Raw genomic sequence first — 25622 nt, 5'->3', positions numbered from 1 at the left:
TGGTTATGCCATTAGTATCTTTTTTGCTGTATATTTTTGTTACGAGCTTTACCCCAGGTCCGAACAATATTATGGCGATGGCTTTTGCAAACAAGTATGGATTAAAAAGAACGCTCAAATTCTGTTTTGGAGTGAGTGCGGGTTTCCTGATTATTATGCTTTTATCAAGTTACTTTAATTTGATGCTCAAAAGCGTTGTACCAAAAATTGAACTGATTATGACAATTGTAGGCGCTTTGTACATGATCTATCTTGCAATTAAAATTATGAAAAGCAAAGATAGTGTTAATAATGGAGGGAACGAGAAGGAAAATAGCTTTTTTATGGGGATGGTTTTGCAATTTATTAACCCAAAAGGAATACTTTATGGAATTACGGCTATTGCTACCTTTATTCTTCCGTATCATTCCTCGCATGGGAGTTTAATTTTTTACTCGATCGCTTTAGCATTTGTTGGTTTTTTAAGTACGTTTTGCTGGAGTTTATGCGGAAGTATTTTTCAGAAGTTTCTATCAAAATATCATCGTCAGTTTAATATTGTAATGGGATTATTATTGATTTATAGTGCGGTATCTATTGTAGTACACTAAGAGTTATACATATCTTAGATAAGCTCTAAACGATGGTTTTAAGTTTATTTACTATAAAAATATTATGTTAACTAAAAGAACTGCAAAAACAAGAGCAAGGAGCGGTACAATGGAAAAAGAAAAGATATTTTATGAACGAGGAACAGAAGAGTTACAAAAGAAAAACATGCGGGCGCACAAGCTTGTTCAGCAGTTTAATCGTGCTGATGTTGAAGATGGGAAACAAAGAGAAGAAGCGATTCGCGAGCTATTTGGAAGTGCAGGGGAAAATGTTAGTATAGAGCATAATTTTCATTGTGATTTAGGCTACAATATCCATGTTGGAGATCATTTTTATGCGGGATACAACTGTACGATTTTAGATATGGCAGAAGTCATCGTTGGTGACAACTGTATGATCGGACCTGATGTTGGAATTTACACCGCTGGACACAACATTGCACCAAAAGGCCGAAATAAAACAGGATATGCAATGCCAATTAGGATTGGGAATGATGTATGGATTGGAGGAAGCTGCGTTATTTTAGGAGGAGTAACAATTGGTGATCATTCTATTGTTGCTGCTGGTTCTGTTGTAACAAAAGATGTTCCTCCTAATGTAATTGTAGGTGGAAATCCCGCAAAAGTTATAAAAACAATCGAAGAGGAAGAGTAAAGGCTGTAGAGCCTTCTATTCCGTATTGCTCATAAAAGCAGGCTGACTAAAGGTCAGCCTGCTTTTTTTGTAGGATAGGACATATGGACAACGTACTTTGTTAACCGCTATTTCTCAACTTTAACAGAATCTAATTGAAATAATTTTTTCGCATTTTCACTTCCAATTTTAAGACGGTCATTCTCACTAATAGGACAAGAATCAAACCATAAAGAGATTTCTTCCATTGATTCGTACGGATAATCAACAGAGAATAGAATACGGTCTGCGCCAACTTCTAAAAGCGTATCTAGCAATGCTTGTGTTCTAAAAACACCGCTTGTTGTGAGATAGAAATTATTGCGTAAGTATTCCATTGGCGCTTTTTGGTGATTGCCATGTGTTTCAGCGCGTTGATGACGTAGTCTGTGCTCGACACGAGGCAATGTAAATGGAAGACCTTCGCCAAGATGACCAAGTATAATCGTCAAGTTTGGATAGCGGTCAAAAAGTCCGCTTAAAATAAGACGGATGGCGTGCATAGCTGTTTCCACCCCAAACCCCCATGCGGAACCTAGCAATCCTTCGTATCCTTCATAAATACGCTGTTGGTTTGGGAGTGGAATACGAGGATGTAAGTATACGGGAACACCAAGTTTTTCAACACGTTCCCAAAATGGCCATACTTGTGGTTCGTCAAGATACTGAGCTGTATTTTCATCCCCAATGTTGCTGTAGCCGTTAATTAAAGCACCAGAGAACCCAAGTTCATTTACTGCACGTTCTAACTCATCCCCGGCAGCTTTTGGATCTTGCAATGGAAGTGCTGCAAAAGCTTTGAACCGATGAGGGTACTTAGACAGAGCATGTTCTGCAATGTAATCGTTCATTTGTTTTGCAAGCTTAATCGCTCGTTCAGGATCTGTAATTCCTTCAATTCCAGGCTGTGTTAACGATAAAATGGACGTTTCAATTCCGTTTTTGTTTATATCTTGGATTCGTTTGTCAAACTCTTGCAGTCTTTTTTGCACCGCTTCGAAATACTGTGCATCTGTAAAGTCATGACTTCCTGTTGCTGAAAAATCAGGAGATTCCCAATGTTCCTCTAACGCAATTTTTCCTTCCATTATAAAAGACTCCTCTCATAAATTTGCATTTGATTTATACCTATTTACCACTAGTTTAGCCTAGCTTCACATTGACAAAAGTATTTTTTATCCTGTACATTAATAGACATGATGTTTAGTAATGTACATCGTGTATAAATCATGCTTTAATGGTACAGCACAATTTGAATAGAGGTCAATAAACAGAAAAAGCGGAACCGTTCATAACAATACATAGAAAAATGTTTTGTCTACAAAGTGCTGGAAGTTATACAAGGAGGTAGAAAATGTCTAAAAAACCAAAAGTAGATCCGCGTATAAGACGCACAAGTAAATATTTGCGAAAAGCGCTTGTCGAGCTTTTAAAGGAGAAAGATGTAGGGGCTATTACGATTCAAGAAATTACAGAAAGAGCAGATTTGACCCGTGGAACCTTTTATCTTCATTATCAAGATAAACAGGATTTTTTGTTTCAAAGCATGCATGAAATGTTGGAAAATCTTATAGAAGAAGTAAAGGCTCCAAAAGAAGAGAACCAGCAAATCTCTTTCGTCCGGCTTTTTGAATTTATTCATGAGCATGCGGACTATTTTAAGGTAATGCTGAGTGACCGGGGGATTCCACAGTTTCGAAGCTATATGACGAAGATTGTTCAAGATAAAGTGTATGGAGAATTAATTTCTTCTATTGGTGAAGCAGAGGAAGAGCTTGAAATTCCAAAAGACATTTTAATTAGCTATATTGCTTCTGCTCATATTGGCGTTATTAGTTCTTGGTTAGAAAACGATATGAAATTCAGCCCGCTATATATGGCAAATCAATTAACTCGTTTAACGCTTCTTGGACCAATCAGAGTTGCCGGATTAGAGGATAAAATAAAGCTTCCACACTGAAGCTTTATTTTCGTTCCCTATATTTGTGAACAAATGAACAAATAATAAACATAGAAAGGAAATGTGTAATGAAAATAGAAAGACACTGGGGTATCTCACTATTAGCTATTTTAGCAGTTGGCCCTGGTCTTATGTTAAACAGTGCGCTTACTCCACTTCAAGGGTTGCTTCAAAAAACGTTGGACTCTTCTTCTTATCCATCGATTATACCTATACTGACAGGAACAATTGCTTTTGCATTGTTTGTTCCTTTAGGCCCTTTTTTACGCCATAAGTGGGGAGATAAAACAACGTATATAACATCAGCCTGTATTTCGCTGTTAGGTGTATTATTAAGCTTAGTTTCAACAAAATTTATAGTATTTGAAGCAGGGAGAGTGTTACAGGGGATGGGAGCAGGTATGGCTCTCATGATGATGCTACCTATTCTTGTTCTTTCTTTTCCTATTAGTCGCCGTAATTTGGCCCTACTCATTCTTATCGGCGGGTTTTATGGTTCAAGTATGATCGGTGTTTGTTTCGGAACGCTTGTTAGTCATACAGGGCATTGGAAAGAAATCTTTTATGTAGCTGTAGCCTGTTCTATCCTCGCTATCTTGTTAGGATATACGCTTCTTTCAAATGAAGGGACTCGACATGTAAAAGAGAAAGCACATTTTGACTGGCTGGGTTTTGTTTGGGCAGGAATTTTTGCTTTATTAACAGCTTTTACAGTTCTTAGTTTACAAAAATGGGGTGGATCATCGCTTTACGTATGGATCGGCCTAGGTGGCAGTGTTCTCTCTTTTATTTTTCTATTTATTACAGAATATAGCATTACAAAGCCGCTTCTTTCATTTAGACTCATTTTACACAAGAAACCGCTCCTAGCCATCTTAGTAGTTATAACAGGATATATAGCAATGACGTTAAGCTTAGTTTCACTACAAGGCATCTTAAAAACCGTCAATGCGCTTCCAAATAAAGAGATGGTCATTGTTTATCTATGCCTGCTTGTTGGAGTAGCCGTTGCTGCCATTTTAAGCTGTTTACTTTATGATAAGTTAGGTCCTGGAATTCTAGGAATGATAGGGGCTCTCCTTATTATTGGTGTAAACTTAACGTGGATGTATGCCGGGAATCATGAACCGTATGCGTTCTTTGCCATCAGCTTCTTTGTACTGATTTTAGGCGTTGGCTTTACGATTGCTTCAGGTCTTATGGGGGCTGCTTTAGGCGGACCATTGCCAGATTTAGTGCCGCGTATGGCAACTGTTCAATTTTTACGCATGATTGCATATGCCGCGATTCCAGTTATAAGTAGTTATATATTAAACAGATTCTCTGAACATCACTTAACAAATGGAAGTTCACAAGATGTAAGTGAACAAAGCGTTGAAAAATCACAATTATTAGCTTATCATGACTTATTCTTTTCTTCTTTTAGTGCAAGTTTAGTATTGTTATGTTTTTCGTTTCTTATGGCATTAACAGGGAAAGGACATAAGTTAGCACATAAGCCACATCATCAGCTAAATGAAGAGCATAAAGAGAATTCAAATGAAGAGGTTGTGCAACCCCCTCAACCCCCTCCACTTTATACAAAAGATGTTGTAATTCCTGATCATGATTACCGAAAAGCACTTCAGAAATTTAAACAGCTTAAACCGTCCCAAACAAATGATGATGTTTTTAGAGAAGCATTGAAAAAGTTTAAAGAAAAGTAGAATGATATACGGAAAATGAACAAACGCAAATTTGTTTATTTTCCGGTTTTGATATACAAGAGAAAATGTAAGGATAACACCTTTTATCTGGAATAAAAGATTTTAAAGATGAATACATATATATCAATAAAATGAAAGCGTTTTATATAAGAGGGTGCAAATGAATAATACGATTCTTAATCAAACAGTGATTCCATCTGTACGAGAATTAAAACATTTAGATTTAGCTTTAAAATCACCTTCTCCTTTTATCCTGTTATCTGAGGCACATATCGGCAACCTACAGTTACTAACAAAAAGATGTCATGCAGTGAATAAAAAAGTGCTTGTTCACCTTGACTTAATAGGGGGGTTAAGTAAAGACCAAATAGGATTAAAAATGCTTCGTGACTTATACAAAATAGACGGAGTAATTTCACCAAACGCTAATTTGTTAAAGCGGGTAAAGGATTTAGGGCTTATTAGTATTCAGCGTCTTTTTCTTCTTGATTCTCGTTCGCTTGAATCAGGCTTAAAGTCAATGGAAGAACGCCATTTAGATGCCCTTGAACTTTTGCCAGGTCCTTTTTCTCTTTATGTAATAGAGAAAGTGAGGAAGACTACATCATTACCGCTTCTAGCAGGTGGGTTTATTTCTGAAGATCGGATGGTGAAAAAACTGTTTGAAGGAGGCATCAAAGGAATCACAACAAGCGAGAAACATTTATGGAAAACAAAATAGCATGTGAAGGGGAGGCGATAATGAGAAACCCTACAAAGCTCTAGTATTAGCTAGAGCTTTGTAGGGTTTCTTTTTTTGATAAGGTGGGACAACATCTTCTAAGTTTTACTCTCATGATAAAGGAGGAAGATAAAATGAGTTTTATTAATGGAATTATTGAGTTAGGTCCAACGGTGATGATGCCCATTATTTTCTTTATTCTTTCATTGATTTTTAGAGTGAAGATTGCCCAAGGCTTCAAAGCTGCCATGCTTGTGGGAATTGGATTTGTCGGGATTAATCTTGTGATTGGGCTTTTGCTTGATACATTAGGGCCTGCAGCAGAAGCGATGGTGCAGCGGTTTAATTTAAATTTAACTGTTGTTGATCCAGGATGGCCCGTTGGAGCAACAATTGGATGGGGGACGCCTATTGTTCCATTTGTCGTATTTGGAGCCATTATTTTAAATGTTGTTCTTCTTTTATTAAAACTTACAAAAACCGTAAATATCGATATTTTTAATTATTGGCATTTCATGTTAACAGGTGGCGTTGTGTATGCTGTGACAAATAGTATCGTGATCTCTGTTGTTAGTGCATTACTTCATTTTTTAATTGCCATCATTATAGCGGATTTAACAGCAAAAAGAATTCAAGAACAATATGATTTAAAAGGGGTTTCTTTTGCACATGCAACATCTGCGATTTATGTACCAATCGGAATTGTGATGAACTGGATAATAGAACGCATTCCTGGATTAAACAAAGTAAAAGCTTCCCCAGAAGAAATTACAAAGAGATATGGGGTAATGGGGGAACCGCTAACACTTGGGACAATACTAGGCATTTTATTAGGGCTTCTTGCAGGTCTTCCACTTGCAGATGTTGTGACACTCGGCATTAAAGTTGCGGCAGTTATGGTTCTACTTCCCGCAATGATTAATATACTTGTCCAAGGGCTTGAAATTGTTCGAGAAGCAGCAGAAGTATTGTTGAAAAAGAAATTTCCAGATCGGGAGTTTTACATTGGACTTGATACCGCATTACTTGTTGGAAATCCAGCTGTTTTAGCAACAGGGCTTTTACTTATTCCAGGTGCTCTTCTTTTAGCCATTATTTTACCAGGAAATAAAGTTCTTCCATTTGTTGATCTAGCCTCACTCGTCTTTCTTTTACCAATGGCAGCTCCTTTTTTAAAGAGAAACCTCGTCCGACTTTTCTTAACAGGAATGGTGATTGTGACGTTTGTTCTTTATGCAGGAACGTCAATTTCTTCTTATTATACGAAAGCTGCTGAAATGGTAAATGTAACGCTTCCCGAGAACGTTCAGTCAGCAACAGGCTTATCGAACTTAGTTGGTGGAGCGACAACACCTCTTGGTTGGCTCATCATTGAAATTTCAAAGCTATTTTAACGAGAAGGGGGATACAGAGATGGGGAAGTATGTGCTAGGTATTGATAATGGGGGAACCGTGACAAAAGCAAGTCTTTTCTCACTTGATGGAAAAGAGATTGCTGTTGCTAGTCGAAAAACAGAGATGTATATGCCATATCCAGGACATACAGAAAGAGACTGTAAAGAATTATGGAAAGCAAATGTAGCTGTTATTCAAGAAATACTTCAAAAATCTAAAATAGATGCAAAAGAGATTATAAGTGTTGCAGCAACAGGACATGGAAATGGATTATATGTTGTGGATGAAAAAGGAGAGTCTGTTCGGAAGGGAATTATTTCAACAGACTCGCGTGCAAAAGAGATTGTTGAAGTTTGGAAACAGCAGGGAATAGAAGAGAGAATCTTGCCGAAAACAATGCAGTCATTATGGCCAGGTCAACCAGCAGCTCTTTTAGCTTGGATTCAAAAATATGAACCTACTACTCTTCATAAAACAAAATGGATTTTTATGTGCAAAGACTATATTCGCTATCTTCTAACAGGTGAAGTCTATGCCGAGATTACCGACATTTCTGGAACTAGTTTATTAAATAGCAGAGAGAAAAAGTATGATGAAAATCTTCTAAAAGAGCTTGGGATTGAAAGCATATACGAAAAGCTGCCTCCTATTCTTTATTCCGGAGAAATTGGTGGATATATTACAAAAGAAGTGGCGCAATTAACAGGCTTAAAAGAAGGCACCCCTGTTGCAGGTGGATTATTTGATATTGATGCAGCTGCTATTGCGACAGGTACAACAGATGAAGAAAAACTATGTATTGTAGCAGGAACGTGGAGTATTAATGAGTTTATTACGAAAAAACCAATTGTTGATAAAGATCTATTTATGACCTCGCTTTTTTGCATACCAGGATATTGGCTCACATTAGAAGGAAGTCCAACATCAGCAAGTAACTTAGAGTGGTACGTAAAAGAGTATTTCAATTCAGAACATGAAGAAGCAAAGCGAAAAGGAATTTCTGTTTATGATCTTTGTAACGAAATGGTAGAGAATATTGAACCCCCTGAATCGAACATTCTCTTTTTTCCGTTTCTCTTTGGATCAAATGTTCATAGGGATGCAAAAGCATGCTTCTTTGGGTTTAATGGCTGGCATACAAAAGCCCACATGCTTAGAGCTCTATATGAAGGGGTTGTTTTTGGGCATAAAATTCATGTTGATAAGCTTATGGAATATAGGGAAAAGCCAAACGTTATCCGGATTGCTGGAGGAGCAACAAAGTCTGAGGTATGGATGCAAATGTTTGCCGATATTCTACAAACACCTGTTGAAGTTGTTGTAGGGACAGAACAAGGAACACTTGGAGCAGCCATTTGTGCAGCGGTAGCAGTAGGGGCATATCCTTCCTTTGAAGAAGGAGCAAAAGCAATGGTTCAAAAGGGGAGAACATATGAACCAAATAAAGCACTAAAAGGAATCTATGAGGAAAAATATAGCTATTTCACTTCAGTATTAGCTGCATTAGAACCGGTTTGGAAGCCTTAAAAGGAGGGTCAATATGGATCTTTGTTTAAAAGGAAAAACGGCCGTTATAACGGGAAGTTCAAGAGGTGTCGGCAGAGAGATTGCGCTCACCCTTGCTAAAGAAGGAGCAAATATCGTGCTTCATTATAATCGAAATGCTGAAAATGCAATCGAAATTGCTGATCTTATTAATCAAAATTACAGCAAATGTGTTGCTGTTCAGGCTGACTTAGCTCATGAAGAAGGATGCAAAAAAATCATTCAAAAAGGAAAAGAAGCTTTTGGAGAGCTTCATATTTTAGTAAACAATGCGGGAATATGGCCTAAAAGCTGGGTGAAAGATATGCCTCTTGATGAGTGGGAAAACACGATGAAAGTGAATCTTACCGCTGTTTTCTTGACGTGCCAAAGCTTTGTAAATCATTTACTTGAAGAAGAGCGAAACGGGACCATTTTAAATTTAACGTCACAAGCAGCATTTCATGGTTCAACGACAGGGCATGCTCATTATGCAGCAAGTAAAGCAGGAGTTGTTTCTTTTACGGTTTCATTAGCACGGGAAGTCGCGAAAAATGGAATTAACGTAAATGCCCTCGCATTAGGAATTGTGGAAACAGATATGATTGGGGACGCACTACAAGAAAACAGAGACTATTATGTAAACCGGATTCCCATTGGAAGAGTAGCACAACCAAAGGAAATAGCTGAAATTGCGGCGTTTCTCGTTTCAAGAAAAGCCCGCTATATGACGGGAGCAACAGTTGATGCAACAGGCGGAATGTTAATGAGGTAAGGAGTGAAACTATGCTTGTTTCGTTAAAAGAAGTAGTAGAGGATGCAAGAGCCAAGCAGTATGCAGTGCCTGCTTTTGATTGTATAAATGATGTTATGGTTCGGACCATTCTTGACAAAGCTGAACAACAGCGCTCACCCGTTATTCTAATGTGTCTTGAGCACAACTTAAAAGAACCAAAAGGATTTGTCTATTTAGCCGAATATATTAAAGCTGTTGCGCCTTTTTATGATATACCAGTTGTGCTTCATCTTGATCATGCGATGGACGTAGAGTTAGTGGAAGAAGCGATAAAATTCGGTTTTTCTTCTGTTATGATTGATGGCTCAAGCCTTCCTTTTCAAGATAATATTGCCCTAACCAAAAGAGTGACAGATCTTGCTCATCCTAGAGGAATCAGTGTAGAAGCAGAGCTTGGGCATGTTGGAGGAGCAGAGCTTGGTGGGGGTTATGGAAGCGACTCTAAACTAACAGAGCCTTCGCAAGTGGAAGCATTTATTGAGAAAACAAATGTGGATGCTCTTGCTGTTTCTATTGGAACTTTTCACGGAGTGTATCAGGCAGAACCTTTTTTAAATATAGAAAGAACAAAAGAAATTAACAAAGTAAGCAAAGTACCACTTGTTCTTCACGGTGGTTCTGGTACACCTCCTGATCAGGTTCAAAAAGCGATTGAAAATGGGATTAGTAAAGTAAACTTGTATGCAGATTGCCGCATTGCGATGACAAAAGGATTAAAAGAATCGGCAAAACAAATTAGGAGAATGGATCCTTTACCAGAAGCTTTATTTGCCCCTGTGAAAGAGCATCTTGCTCATGTTGTTGAAGAAAAAATAAGATTGCTTCGTTCAAACAACCGAGTATAAAAGGAGTGAGAAAAATTGAAACTGCTTGCAATTGGAGACGCTCTTATTCCAGCAGACGTGATGGAAGAAGGCTTATCCTCCTTATCTCTTCATGGGATAGAAGTGGAAGTACGCGAGTGGAAACACGATTCTGTTGAGGCTCTTCAAAAAGACAACTTACTTGTTGAAGGAAAAGGCCCAGAAGCTATTACTGTAGAAAAAGAACTTTTTGATGGAATTGAAACATTTGACGCTATTGTGGTCCAGTTTACACCCCTATCAAAAGAGATTCTTCAAAGAGGGAGGAAGTTGAAACTTATTGGGGTATTAAGAGGGGGAACCGAGAATGTCGCCCATAGTGAAGCAAAAGCACTCGGTATTTCGGTCCTCAATACACCTGGCCGAAATGCTAGAGCAGTAGCGGAATTTACGTTAGGGATGATTCTATCTGAAGTGAGAAACATTGCCCGCTCCCACGAAGCTTTAAAAAAGGGGAAATGGGAAAAAGATTTTCCAAATGGTGAGGGAATTCCTGAACTTAACGAAAAGAAAATTGGCATTGTTGGCTACGGCAATATTGGAAAATTGCTTGGATCATACTTACATGCGCTTGGATGTGAACTATTAATCTATGATGAATATACAGATGATATTCCTTACTACGGTAAAAAAGTATCGTTAGATGAACTTCTCGAGCAGGCAGATGTTGTATCTCTTCACCTCCGTCTCACAGAAGAAACATACCATTTTATTGGAAAAAGAGAGATTGAGAAAATGAAAGAAACAGCGGTTTTAATTAACACAGCTCGTTCAGGACTTATCGATGAGGAAGCTCTTGTTCAAAGTTTAAAAGAAAAAAAGATTATGGGAGCCGCATTAGACGTATTCGACCACGAACCACTTCCTCACGACGATAAACTTCTAAGTCTTCGGAATGTTACGATTACACCACACCTTGCAGGGAGTACAATTGATGCGTTTAGGCAAAGCCCAAAGAAAATGGCGGAATATATAGTAGAGTGGATGAAGCAAAGATAAAAAAGACAGGGAGGCAGTAAGAGCCATCCCTGTCTTTTTTATGGTTATTGGTGGAAGACTTTCTACGAGAAGAAGGATTCACCAATAAAATATTTAATCTTTCCTCTGCTTGCAGAAATAAACATATTGAAGAGGGAAAGTATTTCTTACATATTTTTTTCAGGCTAACCTCATATAGAATAAAAAAATCTTATTCATGTTTTAAAGGATCACCATCAAAAGGTTCATAACTCACTTTTATGGATTGGGTAGGACAGCCGTCAGCTGCATCTTCCAAATCATCATAGAAATCTTCATCAACAGAAGAAATTCCTTGATTGTCATCAAGTAAGACATAAGAAATACCTTCATCATCGTATGCAAATAAATCGGGACAACTTGCCCCACAAGCTCCACAAGCTATGCAAGTTTCTTTATCTACAATTGTATATTTAATCATATCTCATCCTCCTGACTTTGTAAGATTTATCCCTAGAAGTTCAAGTTTTTAAGTATATTAATCTCTGTTTTCTTCTTACATCCCGTTCTCTATTTAAGAATGAACTATTTTTTCCATTATACTTGTACTATGAAGAGGTTGAACTTTGGCAGTAGGATCAATATATACTTTGGCATTGCTTACAGCTGTAGGGGCTTCGCCAAAACCACTGGCAATGAGTTTTACTTTTCCTGTGTAAGTGCAAATATCTCCAGCTGCATAGATCCCTTCAATATTTGTTTCCATTTTTGAGTTTACGACAATGGAGTTCTTCTCAAGTCCTAATCCCCAGTTTTTAATCGGTCCAAGGGAAGACAAGAATCCATAATTAACGATAACCTCATCTACATCAATGATTTCTTTACGTTCTCCTTTTACCTCTTCTAATAGAAGTTGTTCAATTTTTTTATCACCTATCAGTTCTACTGGCACAAAAGGAGTAAGAACGTTCACCTTAGAATTATTCAAAGTTTTAACACTGTGTTCATGTGCACGGAATTTATCTCGGCGGTGGACTAGAGTTACTTTTTCAGCAATAGGTTCTAGCATTAGTGCCCAATCAACAGCTGAATCGCCACCACCAAAAATAACGACTTGTTTACCAGCGAACTTATTTAAATCATCAACAAAGTAATGAAGATTACTTTGCGCATATTTTTCTTCTCCAGGCAGTTCTAATTTTCTTGGTTGAAAGGCACCGTTTCCGGCAGTAATAATAATTGCCCTTGAATAATGAGTTTGAGTGTTTGTCGTTAACTTAAAAACACCATCAGGTTCTTTTTCGAGTTTATTGACAGCTTGGTCAAGGCATATAGTAGGGTTAAATTCGCTCATCTGTTCTTTTAAATTATGAATAAGTTCTTGAGCACGTATTCTAGGGAAACCAGCAATATCATAAATATATTTTTCAGGATATAGGGCTGATAATTGCCCTCCTAATTGAGGGAGACTTTCAATGATTTTTACCGATGCTTGTCTCATACCAGCATAAAAGGCTGTAAATAAACCTACTGGACCTCCACCAATAATTGTGAGGTCAAATACTTTATCATCTTGGAACATGAACTTCAATCCTCCTAAGATTATGGATATAAAACCATTCATAAAACCATTTTATAGTTATAACGTTTTAGAAACGGTTTAGGTGATAATAGTTATGTTGAAAGCTATATATTTATCCATACATACATTTTATAAACTAAATCGTGAAAAGGGATTTTCTTTTATCTAAGATACGAATTGCTTTTCCTTCAGATCTAGGAATACTTTTAGGGGCGAGCGCTTTGATCTTCATGCTTACTAAACAATTGTTTTTCATGGAATGTTGAACTTTTTTTACCACTGACTGAATATGTTCATGAGTCATATTTCCATTTACTCTTTGGTAAATTTCTTCATTAATTTCGACATGTAATTCTACTATATCCAATGTACCATCACAGTCTAAGTGAACTTGGTAATGTGGCGCTAATTCTTGAATTTGAATTAAATAATGTTCAATTTCAGATGGAAATACGTTAACTCCCCGTATAATGAGCATATCATCAATACGACCTTTTACACGTGACATTCTTGTTGTGGTCCTACCACACCTACAAGGTTCTCTAGTGATAGAAGCAATATCGCCTGTACGATAACGGATAACAGGGAAAGCCTCTTTTGTTAAGCTAGTGAATACTAGCTCACCTTCCTCACCGTCGGGTACTTGTTCAAGAGTGTCTGGATTGATAACTTCTACGAGAAAATGATCTTCAGCTATATGTAAGCCATTTTGAGTTTCATGACATTCCACGGCAACGCCAGGCCCCATTACTTCACTAAGACCGTAGATATCACAGGCTTTGAGATCGAACTTCTCCTCTAAAACTTTCCGCATTTCCTCAGACCATGGTTCTGCCCCAAAGATGCCAAATTTGATTGAACTTTCTCTAGGATTTAAGCCTATTGCTTCCATTTCTTCAGCTATCTTTAAAATATAGGAAGGAGTTCCTGCGATTACAGTAGGTTTAAAATCTTTAATAAGAGAAATTTGACGGTCTGTATTTCCTCCAGAGATAGGGACTGTTGCCATTCCGAGTCTTTCTCCTCCGTAATGAAGACCTAATCCACCTGTAAATAACCCATACCCATACGCATTATGAAATATCCCAGATGGTTCTCCACCTGCAATAGCGATTGCTCTTGCAACAATATCAGACCAGTTTGAAATATCATTTTTCGTGTAACCTACTACTGTAGGTTTCCCACTTGTACCAGAGGAGGCATGGAGACGGACAAGTTCTTTCATATCAACAGCAAATAAATTAAAAGGGTAATTTTCACGTAGATCCGATTTTTTAGTAAACGGTAATTTGTTTATATCTTCTAACGTATGTATATCTTCAGGTGAGATAGCAAGCTCCTTAAATTTTTCTTGATAAAAAGGTACTTTATCATAGACTCTTATTAAGGTCTCCTTCAAACGATTTAATTGTAGCGCTTTCATTTCTTTCCGAGAATACATTTCAACGTCATGAATAATCACAAATTTTATCCCCTTTCGTATCCCTTTTAATTAAAACGCTTACAAAAAACATAACATTTTAAAAACTATAACTAAAAAAAAGTTATATAACACATTCAAAAATTATCATAAAATGAACGAATTGTAAATATTTTTTGATATTTCTACCTCTTTTATTTTAAAAATATTAGAAAAAATACTGAGTCCTAATTAGGGACCATATCTTTAGATTCGTTTTTATTCCGTAATAAAAAGATGAGGAACAAGAGTCTCTTCATCAAGGAAGTTTAATTTGCGAAGATAAAAAGGAGAACTTCTTCATATGTTTATCAATAATCAAGATAGCATAAAACAAAGCGGAGATTATATGTAACAAAATTATAATTTAATAACATATTGATGTTATATTCGTCATTTTTATTACTTTGTACTTTATTTAAAAAGTAATGATACGTGAATGAATAGAAAGCGGAGAAAGGTTATTATATAATCCATATTTAAAGGGAATGGTGAACGAGTAGGAATGAAGGGTATAGCCATTAGAGAAAGAGAGCTAATTATATTTTAGTTACAAACAGGGAGGATATGCAATCTGTCCTTTATCATGTGGTAAGATTTCAATAGATAATAGATAAGAAACAATCTAAGAAAGATATACGTCTAGATTAATCCATTTTTCTTTATTAAAAAAGATGGATTAATCTATTATTGAAGATGCTCATATTTTAAGTATTAAAAAATTAATCAAGAAATTTCAGAAAATATATACAAATAAAAAAAAACGTGTTATATTATATCCATCGATATAACAAATAAATAAAAAAATAATATTTTTTGTTATGTTATAATCCGATGTGGAATTCATATCCCCTGTAATTTTAACCGTTTATAAATCTTCATAAGCAAATGAATGGTTAGTGTGATAAAAGGAATGAACTTACATAAAGGATGCAATAGGAGAGGGATAAAGAACACTCTTTATTTATAAAAATATTTAGAAATGATTATGCATTACGATGTAACCAAAAAAGGTAATAACACTAAAAAATAGTTATGTGAGTCGTGGGGAGGGATAAAGAATGAGTACAATTAAAATTACAGAAGAAGAAAAACTTGCAAATTTTATCCAACGAATTGAATCAGGTGAAAAAATTGAGGCAGAAGACTGGATGCCAAAAGAATATCGAGTAACATTGATTAAATTAATCTCCATGCATGGAATTAGCGAAATAATGGGAGCGCTTCCTGAAAAAGAGTGGGTCCCTAAAGCTCCTTCTCTTCATCGTAAGCTGGGAATTATGGCTAAAGTACAAGATGAAATGGGACATGGACAATTATTATTACGCGTTGCAGAAGATTTATTAAAGCCTTATGGAAAGAACCGGGGTGACTTAATGCAAGATCTCTTTAATGGAGACCTTAAGTTTCATAATGTATTTCATATGCCGGCTAAAACTTGGGGAGATGCTGGGCTAATTGGTTGGTTAGTAGATGGTGCAGCCATTATCACCCAAACCAATATGTTAGGTGCTTCATATGGCCCTTATGCACGTGCTCTTCAACGAATCTGTGCAGAAGAGGTCTTTCATGCTCAACACGGAGAGGCTATTATTATGGCCCTAGCAGAAGGAACAGAAGTACAAAAAGCAATGATTCAAGAAGCATTAAATCGCTGGTGGGATTCTCTGCTCATGTTCTTTGGTCCAGCGACAAGTAATACAACGGGTACTTCTAAACAAGACGTAACCGTAAAATATAAAATTCGCACAAAAACAAATGAAGAATTGAGACAGGATTTTCTTACTAAATACATTCCTCGTATTTTATCGCTAGGGTTAACGATTCCAGATCCATCGCTTCACTATGATGAAGAACAAAAAAAATGGGTCTATCAACAACCAGATTGGAATGAATTTAAGAAAATCATTAAAAACCAAGGGCCTCGTTCTCAGGCGCGACTTAACCTTCGTCGAACTTCTTACGAAAGTAACGCATGGGTACGTGAAGCACTAAGCGCAGCTATTAGCTAGGAAAGGAGTATAGACGGATGGAAACTAATAAAAAAACATTCTATCAAGAGTATGAGGTTTTTAGTAAACGTACACCTAATTCTTCATTTCAACATCAATTTAGTCTACTTGCACCAAACGCTGACATGGCTTTAGTAATGGCACAAGAGAACTTTATGCGTCGTGAACCAGTGACTGATATTTGGGTAGTTAATCGTACTGATATTCGCGGAATAAATCCTGAAGAAAAACAAATCCTAGCACGCTTAGACAATAAAGAATATCGGACAACAAAGGGGTATGGCTATTTAAAGAAGAAATGGCGTCATTATGAACAACAAATGCTGGATGAAAAAGAAATTTTGTCATGGGGAGGAACGAAAAAATGAGTGCAACAGCCAACCTTACGAATCCAGCTTATACAAAAGCTCTGACAGAATTACTATTTCAGATTGCAGATGATGACTTTCTCTTCTCTTATCGCGGTTCAGAGTGGTTAGGATTAGCTCCGCATATCGAAGAAGATGTGGCCTCTTCCTCGATCAGTCAAGATAGTATGGGGCATGCTGTTTTATATTATCGCCTATTAGAAGAACTAGGGCATGGAAGCGCGGATGAATTAGCTCACGCTAGATCGGCCTCCGAACGAAAAAATAGTATTCTAGTTGAACGAGTCAATGGTCCTGGTCATTATATGGAAGATCCTCAGTATGATTGGGCTTATGCAGTAGTGAGAAATTACTTCTATACACTAGCAAAAAAGGTGAAAATTGATTCCTTAAAACAAAGTAGTTATCCGTCTCTTGCTGATATTGCTGTGAAAATTAACATGGAATTGTACTATCATCTTCTTCATTGGAAAACATGGTTTGTCCAATTATTAAGCACGACAGATGAAGCAAAAAAACGGATGAATGAGGCCATTGAGAAAGTAATGAAAGACTTTAATGATGTTTTCTCCTTTGGAGATCAGGGGGAATCTATCCCACAGTTTAAATTGATTGAAGAAGAAAATGTATTAAAGGAAAGGTGGATAGCAGCTCTTAGTTCTGTATTAGAATCAGTTGGAGCAGAGCTTCCTAGAGAGATAGAAGTTCACAATAAAAACGGACGAAATGGTGAGCATACAGATGAGTTAGAAGAAGCCCTGCTAACATTAGGGGAAGTATACCGCATAGATCCAGCAGTCCCTTGGTAAGCACATAAAGAAAGAGGTGAAAAAATTGGTTGCACGCTTAAGCGTTACTATTCAAGATGTGCTGGATACATTGAAACAAGTAAAAGATCCGGAAATCGATACGGTAAGTATTCTCGATTTAGGAATGGTAGAAGAGATTATAGTCCAGGAAGATAGCATTTATATTCAGGTTCTTCCTACTTTTTCCGGCTGTCCAGCTCTTGAAATTATTAAAAGTAATATCATACAGGCGATGAAAAATGCACACTCCATTGAACATGTACAGGTAGAATTTATTACATCACCTCCTTGGACATCTGACCGTATTACCGAAAAAGGACGCCAAAATCTAAAAAAATTTGGGATATCTCCTCCTAGCCATATGAAAGAAGATGGATCGTGGCATATTGATTGTCCATATTGTGGATCAACGTATGTAACAATGGAGAATATTTTTGGCCCTACTGCCTGTCGAAGTATTTTATATTGTAAAAGTTGTAAAAATCCATTTGAGGCAATGAAACCAATGTCAACTTTATTATAATTAAAAGGAGAGGAATAAAATGGTAAAATTAATCGCGTTATACAAGCATCCTGAAAACAAAGAGGCATTTGATGAGCATTACTTTAATGTACACGGACCAATTACAGAAAAAATCCCAGGTTTGCGCAAGATGGAAGTAACAAAAATTGTAGGGTCTCCTATGGGCGGAGAAGGTAAATATTATCTACTATGTGAAATGTACTATGATGATCATGAAGCTCTAAAACAAGGATTAAAATCAGCTGAAGGCAAAGCATCTGGAAAAGATTTGATGGGATTTGCAGCTGAGCTTGTTACCTTAATGATCGGTGAGGAAGTAAAGTGAACACTTTCGAATTTATTGAAACCTCGATTAGAGATCAAGTAGGAATCATTGAACTTAATCGGCCTAAACAGTACAACGCATTGAATCGTACAATGGTAAGAGAAATCGTTGAATCGATGGAAATATTCGATAGGAACAATGAAGTAGTCACAATCCTATTAACAGGAAAAGGGCGGGCTTTCTCAGCTGGTGCTGATATTGAAGAAATGGCTAATGATGGGCCTATTCATTTAGAGTTGTTAAATCAATTTGCTGATTGGGATCGTCTTTCATTGATAAAAAAACCGATTATTGGAGCCGTAAAAGGATTTGTATTTGGCGGAGGGTTTGAGTTAGCGCTTTGCTGTGATCTTTTAATTGCAGCAAGCGGCACTGAATTTTCATTTCCAGAAGTAAATATTGGTGTGATGCCAGGAGCAGGTGGAACACAACGTCTTACAAAGGTTGTGGGAAGAGCAAAAGCATTGGAATGGCTTTGGACAGGAGACAGAATTCCTGTAGAAGAGGCTTTAAAGCATGGATTGGTTAACAAAATTGTTGCTCGTGAGCTATTAATGGAAGAAACATTCAAACTCGCTAAAAAGTTATCTAAACAACCTCCTTTATCTTTGCGTCTCATTAAAGATTCTGTAAACAAAGCAGTAGATTATCCCTTATATGAAGGGATGCAATATGAGAGGAAGAACTTCTATCTATTGTTTTCTTCAGAAGATCAAAAAGAAGGAATGAAAGCGTTTTCTGAGAAAAGAAAGCCAGAATTTAAAGGAAAATAAGGAGATTAGAAAGTATGTTTGAAACCATTCAATATAATGTCCATGATGGAGTAGCTTGGCTGACTTTAAATAGACCTCGGAAGCTCAATGCATTTATTGCTCAAATGAATCATGAGATTAAATCAGCTATCAAAGATGCTTCCTTAGATGTAAATGTCCGTTGCATTGTTATTACTGGTGAAGGACGTGCCTTTTGTTCTGGTCAAGATTTAGCAGAAGTTGATGAGCATATGGATCACGGCCAGGTTTTACGGGAGCATTACGCTCCAATGATCAAGCAAATTATGCAGTGTGAAAAGCCTATTATAGCTGCAGTAAATGGTATTGCAGCAGGAGCCGGGTTTAGTTTGGCTCTTGCATGTGACTTTAGATTAGTATCAGAAAAAGCGAGTTTTGTGAATGCGTTTATTCACGTTGGACTAATTCCAGATTCGGGGAATTTGTACTTTCTTTCAAAGTTAATTGGTCAGGCGAAAGCTACAGAATTAGCTATTTTAGGAGAAAAGATCTCAGCTCTTGAAGCTGAACATCTAGGATTAGCAACAAAGGTCATTTCATTAGATACATGGGAAAAAGAAGTGAAAGAATTTGCTGTACATTTAGCAACTATGCCAACAAAGGCAATCGGTTTAATTAAACGATATTTAAAATTAGCTAATGACCTACCTCTTAATGAATATCTAGAAAAAGAAGCAGAAGGTCAACGAATAGCTGGAACAACAGAAGATCATCGACATGGTGTTCAAGCATTTTTAGAAAAACAAAAACCTATTTTTATCGGAAATTAAAAGGAGTGGATTATATGTCAACAGTTCAAGAAACAAAAGTAGAAAAACCGGAAATGAAGCGAAAATTTTATCATCTTATCATCAATGGAGAAAAACTAGAAAGTAGCAATGGTACCACATTTAAAACGTATAATCCTGCAACAGGTGAAGTCATCGCTGAAGTAGCAAAAGCCTCTAAAGAAGATACAGAAAAGGCCATTCAGGCAGCGCGTCAAGCATTTGACTATGGAAAATGGAAGAAGTACCCCGTTAATAAACGCTCGCGTACTATAAATAAAATTGCCTCAATTATGCGTGCTAGATTCAATGAATTAGTAGAGTTAGAGATTTTGGATACAGGAAAATCTCTTCATGCAGCACAAGGGCAAGTCATGCAGGCAATTGAGGATTTTGAATTTTATGCTTCGGCTATTGTTGGTCATCGTGGTGCCGTTAATAGCGTACCAGGACCATTTCAAAATTATACGGAAAAAGAACCTGTTGGGGTTTGTGCTCAAATTATTCCTTGGAACTACCCATTAATGATGACAGCATGGAAGATCGCTCCTGCTCTAGCTGTAGGATGTTCTGTGATTGTCAAACCAGCTTCTCTAACCCCATTAACAGCCATCATTCTAGGAGAAATTTGTCTTGAAGCTGGTGTGCCAGAAGGGGTAGTAAATATCATTCCAGGTTCTGGATCGGAAGTTGGAAATTACTTAGTTGAACATAAACAAGTAGACAAAGTTGCCTTTACTGGTTCGACTCCAATCGGAAAAAACATTATGGAAAGAGCGTCACAAACGTTGAAACGCGTAACATTAGAGTTAGGAGGGAAATCTCCAAACATTGTGTTTGATGATGCAGATCTAGAGGCAGCCGTTGATGGATCATTATTTGGAATCTTCTATAATACAGGACAATCATGTGAAGCTCGTTCTCGTTTATATGTACATGAAAGTATTTTTGATGAGTTTGTTCATAAGTTTGTTGAAAAAACAAAAAAATTAACATTAGGAGATCCGTTTGACAAAGGTACACACATTGGGGCGGTCATTGATCAAAATCAACTAGATGTTATTGATGGCTATGTAAAATCTGCAATAGAAGATGGAGCGGATATTTTAACTGGTGGTAAGGTTGCTCAAGTAAAAGGGTTTGAAAATGGCTTTTGGTATGAACCTACTGTTATTGCAAATGTTAATCATAAAATGAAAGTAGTGAATGAAGAAATCTTTGGTCCTGTTGTTGTGATTATGAAATTCTCAGATGAAAAAGAAGCGATTAAACTTGCAAATGACACAGAATTTGGCTTAGGTTCAGCTCTTTGGACAAAAGATGGAGCACGTGCTACACGTGTAGCAAATCAAATCCAAGCTGGTATTGTAATGGTCAATTGCCCATTCTCTGCATTCCCAGGCACACCATTTGGTGGATATAAACAGTCAGGCTTTGGCCGTGAGTTATGCATTGAAACGCTTGATTTATATACAGAAACAAAAAGTATCATTTCTTACTATGGAAGCCGTCCTTTGAATCCATTTGGCTTGTAAGTCTAGAATACGTACGGATAAAGCTCTATAAGAGTTTTATCCGTACTCTTTTAAGAAGACATAAGGGGGGAGCGGAACAATGATAAGTAATATTGTTGTAGTAGGTTCTGGTGTAATGGGGAGAGGTATTGCTTACGTATCAGCTGTAGGGGGATATTCGGTTACATTAATAGACCTGGATGAATCAGCTTTACAAAATGCTAAAAAAGAGATTATTAGTTTATTTGAAAAAAGCTTGAATCGTGGCCATATTTCTAATGAATTAGTTTTACAAGCTAAAAGAAATCTTTCCTATTCTACAGATTTAAAAAGGGCAGGAAGTCAAGCAGACTTAATCATTGAGGCTGTTCCTGAAAAAACAGAAATTAAAAGAGGAGTGTTTCATAATCTAGAAGAATATGCGTCTGATTCCTGTATTTTTGCTACCAATACTTCAACAATGAGTCCGACAGAAATTGCTTCATATGCTAAACGCCCTGAAAAAACAATTGCCATGCACTTTTTTAATCCAGTACATAAGATGCCGCTTGTTGAAATCGTCCGCGGCTTAGAAACTAGTGACGAAACAGTACAACTCATTAAAGAAGTAGCAGAGCAAATGGGGAAAAAAAGCGTTGTGATTAATGAGTTTCCTGGATTTGTAACGAGTCGAATCAGTGCGTTAGTAGGGAATGAGGCTTTCTATATGTTACAAGAAGGATTAGGTACGCCTGAGGAAATTGATAAAGCTATTAAACTAGGATTAAATTATCCAATGGGTCCATTTGAACTTGTCGATTTAGTAGGATTAGATGCGCGTTTAAATAATTTAAAGTATTTACATGAAAAGTTAGGTGAAAAATACCGACCAGCTCCGTTACTGGAGCAATACGTGAAAGCTGGGCGTCTAGGCCGTAAATCAGGTAAAGGTGTATACGATTATACAAATAAGCCAAAAGAGGAGGTCAAAAAATGAGGGAAGTTGTTGTGGTAGATGCAGTGCGAACTCCTATCGGAAGATATAAAGGAGCTTTAAAAAATATACGTCCAGACGATTTAGGGGCGATAGTCATTAAGGCCCTCATTGAACGTAACCCAAACCTCCCGCCCCATCAAATTGAAGAAGTGATATTGGGGAATGCCAACCAAGCTGGGGAAGATAATCGTAATGTGGCTAGAATGTCAGCTTTACTAGCAGGACTCCCAACAAGTGTAGGGGGGACTACTGTCAATCGTCTATGTGGATCAGGTCTTGATGCTGTAATCTATGCAGCAAGAGCTATTGCAATCGGCGAAGGAGATATTTATATTGCTGGGGGTACAGAAAGCATGACTCGTGCACCTTTAGTGATGGCTAAACCCCATAAAGAATTTCCTAGAGGCAGTATGGAGTTACAGGATACAACAATTGGCTGGCGTTTTACAAATAAAAAATTAGAAGAAATGTACGGAGCAGAAACGATGCCTAAAACGGCTGAAAATGTAGCCCAACAATTTCATATTTCACGTAGTGAACAAGATCAGTTTGCATTGGAAAGTCAACAGAAAGCAAAAAAGGCAATGGAAGAAAATCGGTTCTCTGAAGAAATTGTACCCGTTATGTATCGAGATCGAAAAGGCAACGAAGTTGTTATTGATAGGGATGAACATCCTCGTCCTGATACAACGTTAGAAACGTTAGAAAAATTAAGACCCCTTTTTGAAGGAGGAACGGTTACGGCAGGAAATGCCTCAGGTGTTAATGACGGAGCCTCAGCCCTTCTAATAATGAGTGCTGACAAAGCAAAGGAATTAGGGTTAAGACCGCTTGTAAAGTATGTGGTTGGAGCAACAGCGGGATTAGAACCTAGCATCATGGGGTTAGGACCAATTTTGGCTACTAGAAAAGCTTTGTCGCGTGCCAACTTAACGATACAAGACATTGGGCTAGTTGAATTAAATGAAGCTTTTGCTTCTCAATCTTTAGAATGCATTCGTCAACTAGAGCTAAATAAAGAGAAAGTTAACGTAAATGGAGGAGCTATTGCATTTGGACATCCGCTAGGAGCAAGTGGAGCAAGAATATTAACAACTCTTATTTACGAAATGAAAAAACAAGATATCCAATATGGTCTTAGCACAATGTGTGTGGGTGTTGGACAAGGAATTGCAACAATTGTAGAAAATGTAAATGATTAAAATAGAGGATTCCCTTATTTAGCCCTGTGCTAGATAAGGGTTCTTTCATAAAAAGGAGTGGAGAAATCATGTCTCTTGTTTTATATAGAGTTGAAAATAAGATTGGGTATGTTACAATTAACCGCCCAGAGGTGTTAAATTGCTTTGACTATGAATCATTAAAACAACTACAGGAGATTGTAAATGCCATTCAGCTAGATGCACCTGTAAACATTGTCATCTTTACAGGTGCAGGTGAAAAGGCTTTTAGTGCAGGTGCGGATTTAAAGGAACGCAAAACATTATCAGAGATGCAGGTGAAACGAAATGTAAAGGCGATCCGAGATGTCTTCAATAGTATTGCAAATCTACCACAGCCTACTATTGCTGCAGTAAATGGATATGCGTTTGGTGGTGGATTTGAATTAATGCTAGCATGTGATTTTTCTATTGCTGTAGAAGAGGCGAAGGTTGGACTGACAGAGACGAGTTGGGCGATTATCCCAGGAGCTGGAGGTACGCAACGATTGCCGCGTTTAATTGGAGAGACAAAAGCTAAAGAACTGATTTTTACAGCAAGGAAAATTTCAGCTCAAGAAGCATATGAACTTGGCATACTTACAAAAGTTGTCGAAAAGAACATGCTAATGACATCTTGCGAAGCTTTTGCAGCAGAAATGATGAAAAATGGCCCAGTTGCTTTAAAGCAAGCTAAATATGCTATTAGTCAAGGAATGAATGTTGATTTGCAGACAGGATTAGCGATTGAATCAAAAGCTTATGAATTAACGATACCTACAGAAGATCGATTAGAAGCTTTGAATGCGTTTAGTGAAAAAAGAATGCCGAAATTTAAAGGGAAATAGCCGTTGCCGTAATAAAAAGATAAAATATAATCATGACTTTTAAATGAAAAACGAGGGAAATATTCATACTTGTAGAAGAAAACCATTATTTTTAAGAAATTCATAATGGATATGAAGGAAAATAATAGTTGCCATGATTAACAGACATTCGATATGATATTGTTAGATAAATCAAAATAATTGCTCGTGCATTAGAAGGAAGGCTTAAGGAGTAATAACTTTTAGTAGTTAAACACTCTAATAACTCTTAATTATAATGGATATGAAGGGGTATTAGAGAATATATTTAAGAACTTTTTAGTACTCCGCTGTATAACATAAAACAGGGTGAGCGAGTAGAAAGAGTGAGGTATTAATGAGTACTAACACACAATCTATGATTTTTACGATTTATGGTGATTATATTCGCCATTATGGTAATAAAATTTGGATCGGCAGTTTAATACGTTTATTAAAGGAGTTTGGACATAACGAACAAGCTGTACGTGTCACGTGTTCACGTATGGTTAAACAAGGATGGCTACAATCCCAAAGAGAAGGAAATAAGAGCTATTATTTTCTAACTCCTCGAGGCGTTAATCGGATTGAAGAAGCGGCGCGGAGAATTTATAAACTAAACCCTCATGAGTGGGATGGGAAGTGGAGAATTCTCATGTATACGATTCCAGAGGAAAAAAGACAAATCCGCGATGAGTTTAGAAAAGAATTAATATGGAGCGGATTTGGAAGTTTTTCAAATGGTTGCTGGTTATCACCTAATAATTTAGAAAAAGAAGTTGAACTTTTAATTGATAAATATAAGATTGAGCAATATGTTGATTTCTTTGTATCTGATTATAAGGGACCTCACACAAATCAATCATTAGTAGAAAAGAGCTGGCCATTAGAAGAGATTGAACAAAAATATGAACAGTTTATTGATACTTATAGTAAAACATATATTATACATCAAAGTGTTATTCAGCGAGGCCAGATGACTGATGCGGAATGTTTCGTAGAGAGAACAAACCTCATCCATGAGTATCGAAAATTTCTATTTGTTGATCCTGGCCTTCCAAAAGAACTATTACCAGCGCGTTGGATTGGCAATCATGCAGCCTTATTATTCAGTCAGTACTATAAAATGCTAGCCGATCCTGCTAATCAGTTTTTTGAAGATATTTTTCAAAAAGATAATGATTTAAGCCATAAAAGTAAATCATACGATTCTACAGATCATCCTCTAATTAGTGAACAAATTAGAAATTCCTAAGAGATAACTCTT

Annotated in this window: 26 protein-coding genes; 22 read left to right on the top strand and 4 right to left on the bottom strand. The window is 37.0% G+C overall.

What is annotated here, in order from left to right; translation table 11 throughout:
• Positions 1–5 precede the first annotated feature (5 nt).
• Positions 6–590, top strand: coding sequence for a LysE family transporter (locus BM012_RS16665; RefSeq protein WP_061805780.1), 585 nt, complete (start codon positions 6–8; stop codon positions 588–590).
• A gap of 109 nt (positions 591–699) precedes the next feature.
• Positions 700–1245, top strand: a complete 546-nt coding sequence (locus BM012_RS16660; protein ID WP_061805779.1) for a sugar O-acetyltransferase — start codon at positions 700–702, stop codon at positions 1243–1245.
• 107 nt (positions 1246–1352) lie between these two features.
• On the opposite strand, the gene BM012_RS16655 is transcribed toward BM012_RS16660, so the two are convergent.
• Positions 1353–2351, bottom strand: coding sequence for an amidohydrolase family protein (locus BM012_RS16655; RefSeq protein WP_061805778.1), 999 nt, complete (start codon positions 2349–2351; stop codon positions 1353–1355).
• Positions 2352–2617: 266 nt separating this feature from the next.
• Here BM012_RS16655 and BM012_RS16650 point away from each other — a divergent pair, with 266 nt between their 5' ends.
• The 8 genes from BM012_RS16650 (at position 2618) to BM012_RS16615 (ending at position 11227) form a co-directional block, all read left to right on the top strand.
• Positions 2618–3223: a TetR/AcrR family transcriptional regulator gene (locus BM012_RS16650; protein WP_061805777.1), complete on the top strand. Its 606-nt coding sequence runs from the start codon at positions 2618–2620 to the stop codon at positions 3221–3223.
• A gap of 68 nt (positions 3224–3291) precedes the next feature.
• A complete protein-coding gene (locus BM012_RS16645) occupies positions 3292–4929 on the top strand; it encodes an MFS transporter (RefSeq protein ID WP_061805776.1) in 1638 nt (545 codons plus the stop codon).
• A gap of 160 nt (positions 4930–5089) precedes the next feature.
• Positions 5090–5650, top strand: coding sequence for a glycerol-3-phosphate responsive antiterminator (locus tag BM012_RS16640; protein ID WP_061805775.1), 561 nt, complete (start codon positions 5090–5092; stop codon positions 5648–5650).
• A gap of 134 nt (positions 5651–5784) precedes the next feature.
• Positions 5785–7044 (top strand): PTS transporter subunit IIC, encoded by a 1260-nt coding sequence (locus BM012_RS16635; protein WP_061805774.1) that lies wholly within the window; start codon positions 5785–5787, stop codon positions 7042–7044.
• 19 nt (positions 7045–7063) lie between these two features.
• Positions 7064–8572: an FGGY-family carbohydrate kinase gene (locus BM012_RS16630; protein WP_061805773.1), complete on the top strand. Its 1509-nt coding sequence runs from the start codon at positions 7064–7066 to the stop codon at positions 8570–8572.
• A gap of 13 nt (positions 8573–8585) precedes the next feature.
• Positions 8586–9344 (top strand): SDR family NAD(P)-dependent oxidoreductase, encoded by a 759-nt coding sequence (locus tag BM012_RS16625; RefSeq protein ID WP_061805772.1) that lies wholly within the window; start codon positions 8586–8588, stop codon positions 9342–9344.
• An 11-nt stretch (positions 9345–9355) separates the two neighbouring features.
• Positions 9356–10210 carry a class II fructose-bisphosphate aldolase gene (locus BM012_RS16620; protein ID WP_061805771.1) on the top strand — a complete coding sequence of 285 codons (855 nt, stop codon included), beginning with the start codon at positions 9356–9358 and terminating at the stop codon, positions 10208–10210.
• A gap of 15 nt (positions 10211–10225) precedes the next feature.
• The gene (locus BM012_RS16615; protein ID WP_061805770.1) at positions 10226–11227 is read left to right on the top strand and encodes a 2-hydroxyacid dehydrogenase; all 1002 of its coding nucleotides are present in this window, start codon (positions 10226–10228) and stop codon (positions 11225–11227) included.
• A gap of 190 nt (positions 11228–11417) precedes the next feature.
• On the opposite strand, the gene BM012_RS16610 is transcribed toward BM012_RS16615, so the two are convergent.
• The 3 genes from BM012_RS16610 to paaK form a co-directional block, all read right to left on the bottom strand.
• Positions 11418–11666, bottom strand: coding sequence for a ferredoxin (locus BM012_RS16610; protein ID WP_061805769.1), 249 nt, complete (start codon positions 11664–11666; stop codon positions 11418–11420).
• Between the two features lie 93 nt (positions 11667–11759).
• Positions 11760–12767: an NAD(P)/FAD-dependent oxidoreductase gene (locus tag BM012_RS16605; RefSeq protein WP_061805768.1), complete on the bottom strand. Its 1008-nt coding sequence runs from the start codon at positions 12765–12767 to the stop codon at positions 11760–11762.
• Between the two features lie 136 nt (positions 12768–12903).
• Positions 12904–14229 carry a phenylacetate--CoA ligase PaaK gene (paaK, locus tag BM012_RS16600; protein WP_061805767.1) on the bottom strand — a complete coding sequence of 442 codons (1326 nt, stop codon included), beginning with the start codon at positions 14227–14229 and terminating at the stop codon, positions 12904–12906.
• A 1058-nt stretch (positions 14230–15287) separates the two neighbouring features.
• On the opposite strand from paaK, the gene paaA reads away from it, so the two are divergent.
• The 12 genes from paaA (at position 15288) to paaX (ending at position 25610) form a co-directional block, all read left to right on the top strand.
• Positions 15288–16238 (top strand): 1,2-phenylacetyl-CoA epoxidase subunit PaaA, encoded by a 951-nt coding sequence (gene paaA, locus BM012_RS16595; RefSeq protein WP_061805766.1) that lies wholly within the window; start codon positions 15288–15290, stop codon positions 16236–16238.
• A gap of 17 nt (positions 16239–16255) precedes the next feature.
• On the top strand, positions 16256–16606 hold the full coding sequence (paaB, locus tag BM012_RS16590; protein ID WP_061805765.1) for a 1,2-phenylacetyl-CoA epoxidase subunit PaaB: 351 nt from the start codon (positions 16256–16258) through the stop codon (positions 16604–16606).
• The gene (paaC, locus tag BM012_RS16585; RefSeq protein WP_061805764.1) at positions 16603–17415 is read left to right on the top strand and encodes a 1,2-phenylacetyl-CoA epoxidase subunit PaaC; all 813 of its coding nucleotides are present in this window, start codon (positions 16603–16605) and stop codon (positions 17413–17415) included. Before paaB ends, paaC begins: the two co-directional genes overlap by 4 nt.
• A gap of 25 nt (positions 17416–17440) precedes the next feature.
• On the top strand, positions 17441–17938 hold the full coding sequence (gene paaD / locus BM012_RS16580; protein ID WP_061805763.1) for a 1,2-phenylacetyl-CoA epoxidase subunit PaaD: 498 nt from the start codon (positions 17441–17443) through the stop codon (positions 17936–17938).
• A gap of 19 nt (positions 17939–17957) precedes the next feature.
• Positions 17958–18263: an EthD family reductase gene (locus BM012_RS16575; protein WP_061805762.1), complete on the top strand. Its 306-nt coding sequence runs from the start codon at positions 17958–17960 to the stop codon at positions 18261–18263.
• Positions 18260–19036, top strand: coding sequence for an enoyl-CoA hydratase/isomerase family protein (locus tag BM012_RS16570; RefSeq protein WP_061805761.1), 777 nt, complete (start codon positions 18260–18262; stop codon positions 19034–19036). Before BM012_RS16575 ends, BM012_RS16570 begins: the two co-directional genes overlap by 4 nt.
• 14 nt (positions 19037–19050) lie before the next feature.
• A complete protein-coding gene (locus BM012_RS16565; protein WP_061805760.1) occupies positions 19051–19824 on the top strand; it encodes an enoyl-CoA hydratase-related protein in 774 nt (257 codons plus the stop codon).
• A 14-nt stretch (positions 19825–19838) separates the two neighbouring features.
• Positions 19839–21356, top strand: a complete 1518-nt coding sequence (locus tag BM012_RS16560) for an aldehyde dehydrogenase family protein (protein ID WP_061805759.1) — start codon at positions 19839–19841, stop codon at positions 21354–21356.
• A 79-nt stretch (positions 21357–21435) separates the two neighbouring features.
• A complete protein-coding gene (locus tag BM012_RS16555; RefSeq protein WP_061805758.1) occupies positions 21436–22311 on the top strand; it encodes a 3-hydroxyacyl-CoA dehydrogenase in 876 nt (291 codons plus the stop codon).
• The gene (locus BM012_RS16550; RefSeq protein WP_061805757.1) at positions 22308–23513 is read left to right on the top strand and encodes an acetyl-CoA C-acyltransferase; all 1206 of its coding nucleotides are present in this window, start codon (positions 22308–22310) and stop codon (positions 23511–23513) included. The genes BM012_RS16555 and BM012_RS16550 overlap by 4 nt, the downstream gene beginning before the upstream one ends.
• 68 nt (positions 23514–23581) lie before the next feature.
• Positions 23582–24358: an enoyl-CoA hydratase-related protein gene (locus tag BM012_RS16545; RefSeq protein ID WP_061805756.1), complete on the top strand. Its 777-nt coding sequence runs from the start codon at positions 23582–23584 to the stop codon at positions 24356–24358.
• Between the two features lie 355 nt (positions 24359–24713).
• Positions 24714–25610: a phenylacetic acid degradation operon negative regulatory protein PaaX gene (paaX, locus tag BM012_RS16540; RefSeq protein ID WP_061805755.1), complete on the top strand. Its 897-nt coding sequence runs from the start codon at positions 24714–24716 to the stop codon at positions 25608–25610.
• Positions 25611–25622 lie beyond the last annotated feature (12 nt).

This window comes from Priestia endophytica DSM 13796 (assembly GCF_900115845.1).
Taxonomy (GTDB): domain Bacteria; phylum Bacillota; class Bacilli; order Bacillales; family Bacillaceae_H; genus Bacillus_I; species Bacillus_I endophytica.
Note: the sequence above shows the minus strand (reverse complement) of the source record. Positions and strands in the feature narration are given on the sequence as shown.

What these genes read in the sequence shown, in the direction of transcription:
- BM012_RS16665 (WP_061805780.1), top strand. Translation starts at nt 6, where the DNA reads ATGCCATTAGTATCTTTTTTGCTGTATATTTTTGTTACGAGCTTTACC.
- BM012_RS16660 (WP_061805779.1), top strand. Translation starts at nt 700, where the DNA reads ATGGAAAAAGAAAAGATATTTTATGAACGAGGAACAGAAGAGTTACAA.
- BM012_RS16655 (WP_061805778.1), bottom strand. Translation starts at nt 2,351, where the DNA reads ATGGAAGGAAAAATTGCGTTAGAGGAACATTGGGAATCTCCTGATTTT.
- BM012_RS16650 (WP_061805777.1), top strand. Translation starts at nt 2,618, where the DNA reads ATGTCTAAAAAACCAAAAGTAGATCCGCGTATAAGACGCACAAGTAAA.
- BM012_RS16645 (WP_061805776.1), top strand. Translation starts at nt 3,292, where the DNA reads ATGAAAATAGAAAGACACTGGGGTATCTCACTATTAGCTATTTTAGCA.
- BM012_RS16640 (WP_061805775.1), top strand. Translation starts at nt 5,090, where the DNA reads ATGAATAATACGATTCTTAATCAAACAGTGATTCCATCTGTACGAGAA.
- BM012_RS16635 (WP_061805774.1), top strand. Translation starts at nt 5,785, where the DNA reads ATGAGTTTTATTAATGGAATTATTGAGTTAGGTCCAACGGTGATGATG.
- BM012_RS16630 (WP_061805773.1), top strand. Translation starts at nt 7,064, where the DNA reads ATGGGGAAGTATGTGCTAGGTATTGATAATGGGGGAACCGTGACAAAA.
- BM012_RS16625 (WP_061805772.1), top strand. Translation starts at nt 8,586, where the DNA reads ATGGATCTTTGTTTAAAAGGAAAAACGGCCGTTATAACGGGAAGTTCA.
- BM012_RS16620 (WP_061805771.1), top strand. Translation starts at nt 9,356, where the DNA reads ATGCTTGTTTCGTTAAAAGAAGTAGTAGAGGATGCAAGAGCCAAGCAG.
- BM012_RS16610 (WP_061805769.1), bottom strand. Translation starts at nt 11,666, where the DNA reads ATGATTAAATATACAATTGTAGATAAAGAAACTTGCATAGCTTGTGGA.
- BM012_RS16605 (WP_061805768.1), bottom strand. Translation starts at nt 12,767, where the DNA reads ATGTTCCAAGATGATAAAGTATTTGACCTCACAATTATTGGTGGAGGT.
- paaA (WP_061805766.1), top strand. Translation starts at nt 15,288, where the DNA reads ATGAGTACAATTAAAATTACAGAAGAAGAAAAACTTGCAAATTTTATC.
- paaB (WP_061805765.1), top strand. Translation starts at nt 16,256, where the DNA reads ATGGAAACTAATAAAAAAACATTCTATCAAGAGTATGAGGTTTTTAGT.
- paaC (WP_061805764.1), top strand. Translation starts at nt 16,603, where the DNA reads ATGAGTGCAACAGCCAACCTTACGAATCCAGCTTATACAAAAGCTCTG.
- BM012_RS16575 (WP_061805762.1), top strand. Translation starts at nt 17,958, where the DNA reads ATGGTAAAATTAATCGCGTTATACAAGCATCCTGAAAACAAAGAGGCA.
- BM012_RS16565 (WP_061805760.1), top strand. Translation starts at nt 19,051, where the DNA reads ATGTTTGAAACCATTCAATATAATGTCCATGATGGAGTAGCTTGGCTG.
- BM012_RS16560 (WP_061805759.1), top strand. Translation starts at nt 19,839, where the DNA reads ATGTCAACAGTTCAAGAAACAAAAGTAGAAAAACCGGAAATGAAGCGA.
- BM012_RS16555 (WP_061805758.1), top strand. Translation starts at nt 21,436, where the DNA reads ATGATAAGTAATATTGTTGTAGTAGGTTCTGGTGTAATGGGGAGAGGT.
- BM012_RS16550 (WP_061805757.1), top strand. Translation starts at nt 22,308, where the DNA reads ATGAGGGAAGTTGTTGTGGTAGATGCAGTGCGAACTCCTATCGGAAGA.
- BM012_RS16545 (WP_061805756.1), top strand. Translation starts at nt 23,582, where the DNA reads ATGTCTCTTGTTTTATATAGAGTTGAAAATAAGATTGGGTATGTTACA.
- paaX (WP_061805755.1), top strand. Translation starts at nt 24,714, where the DNA reads ATGAGTACTAACACACAATCTATGATTTTTACGATTTATGGTGATTAT.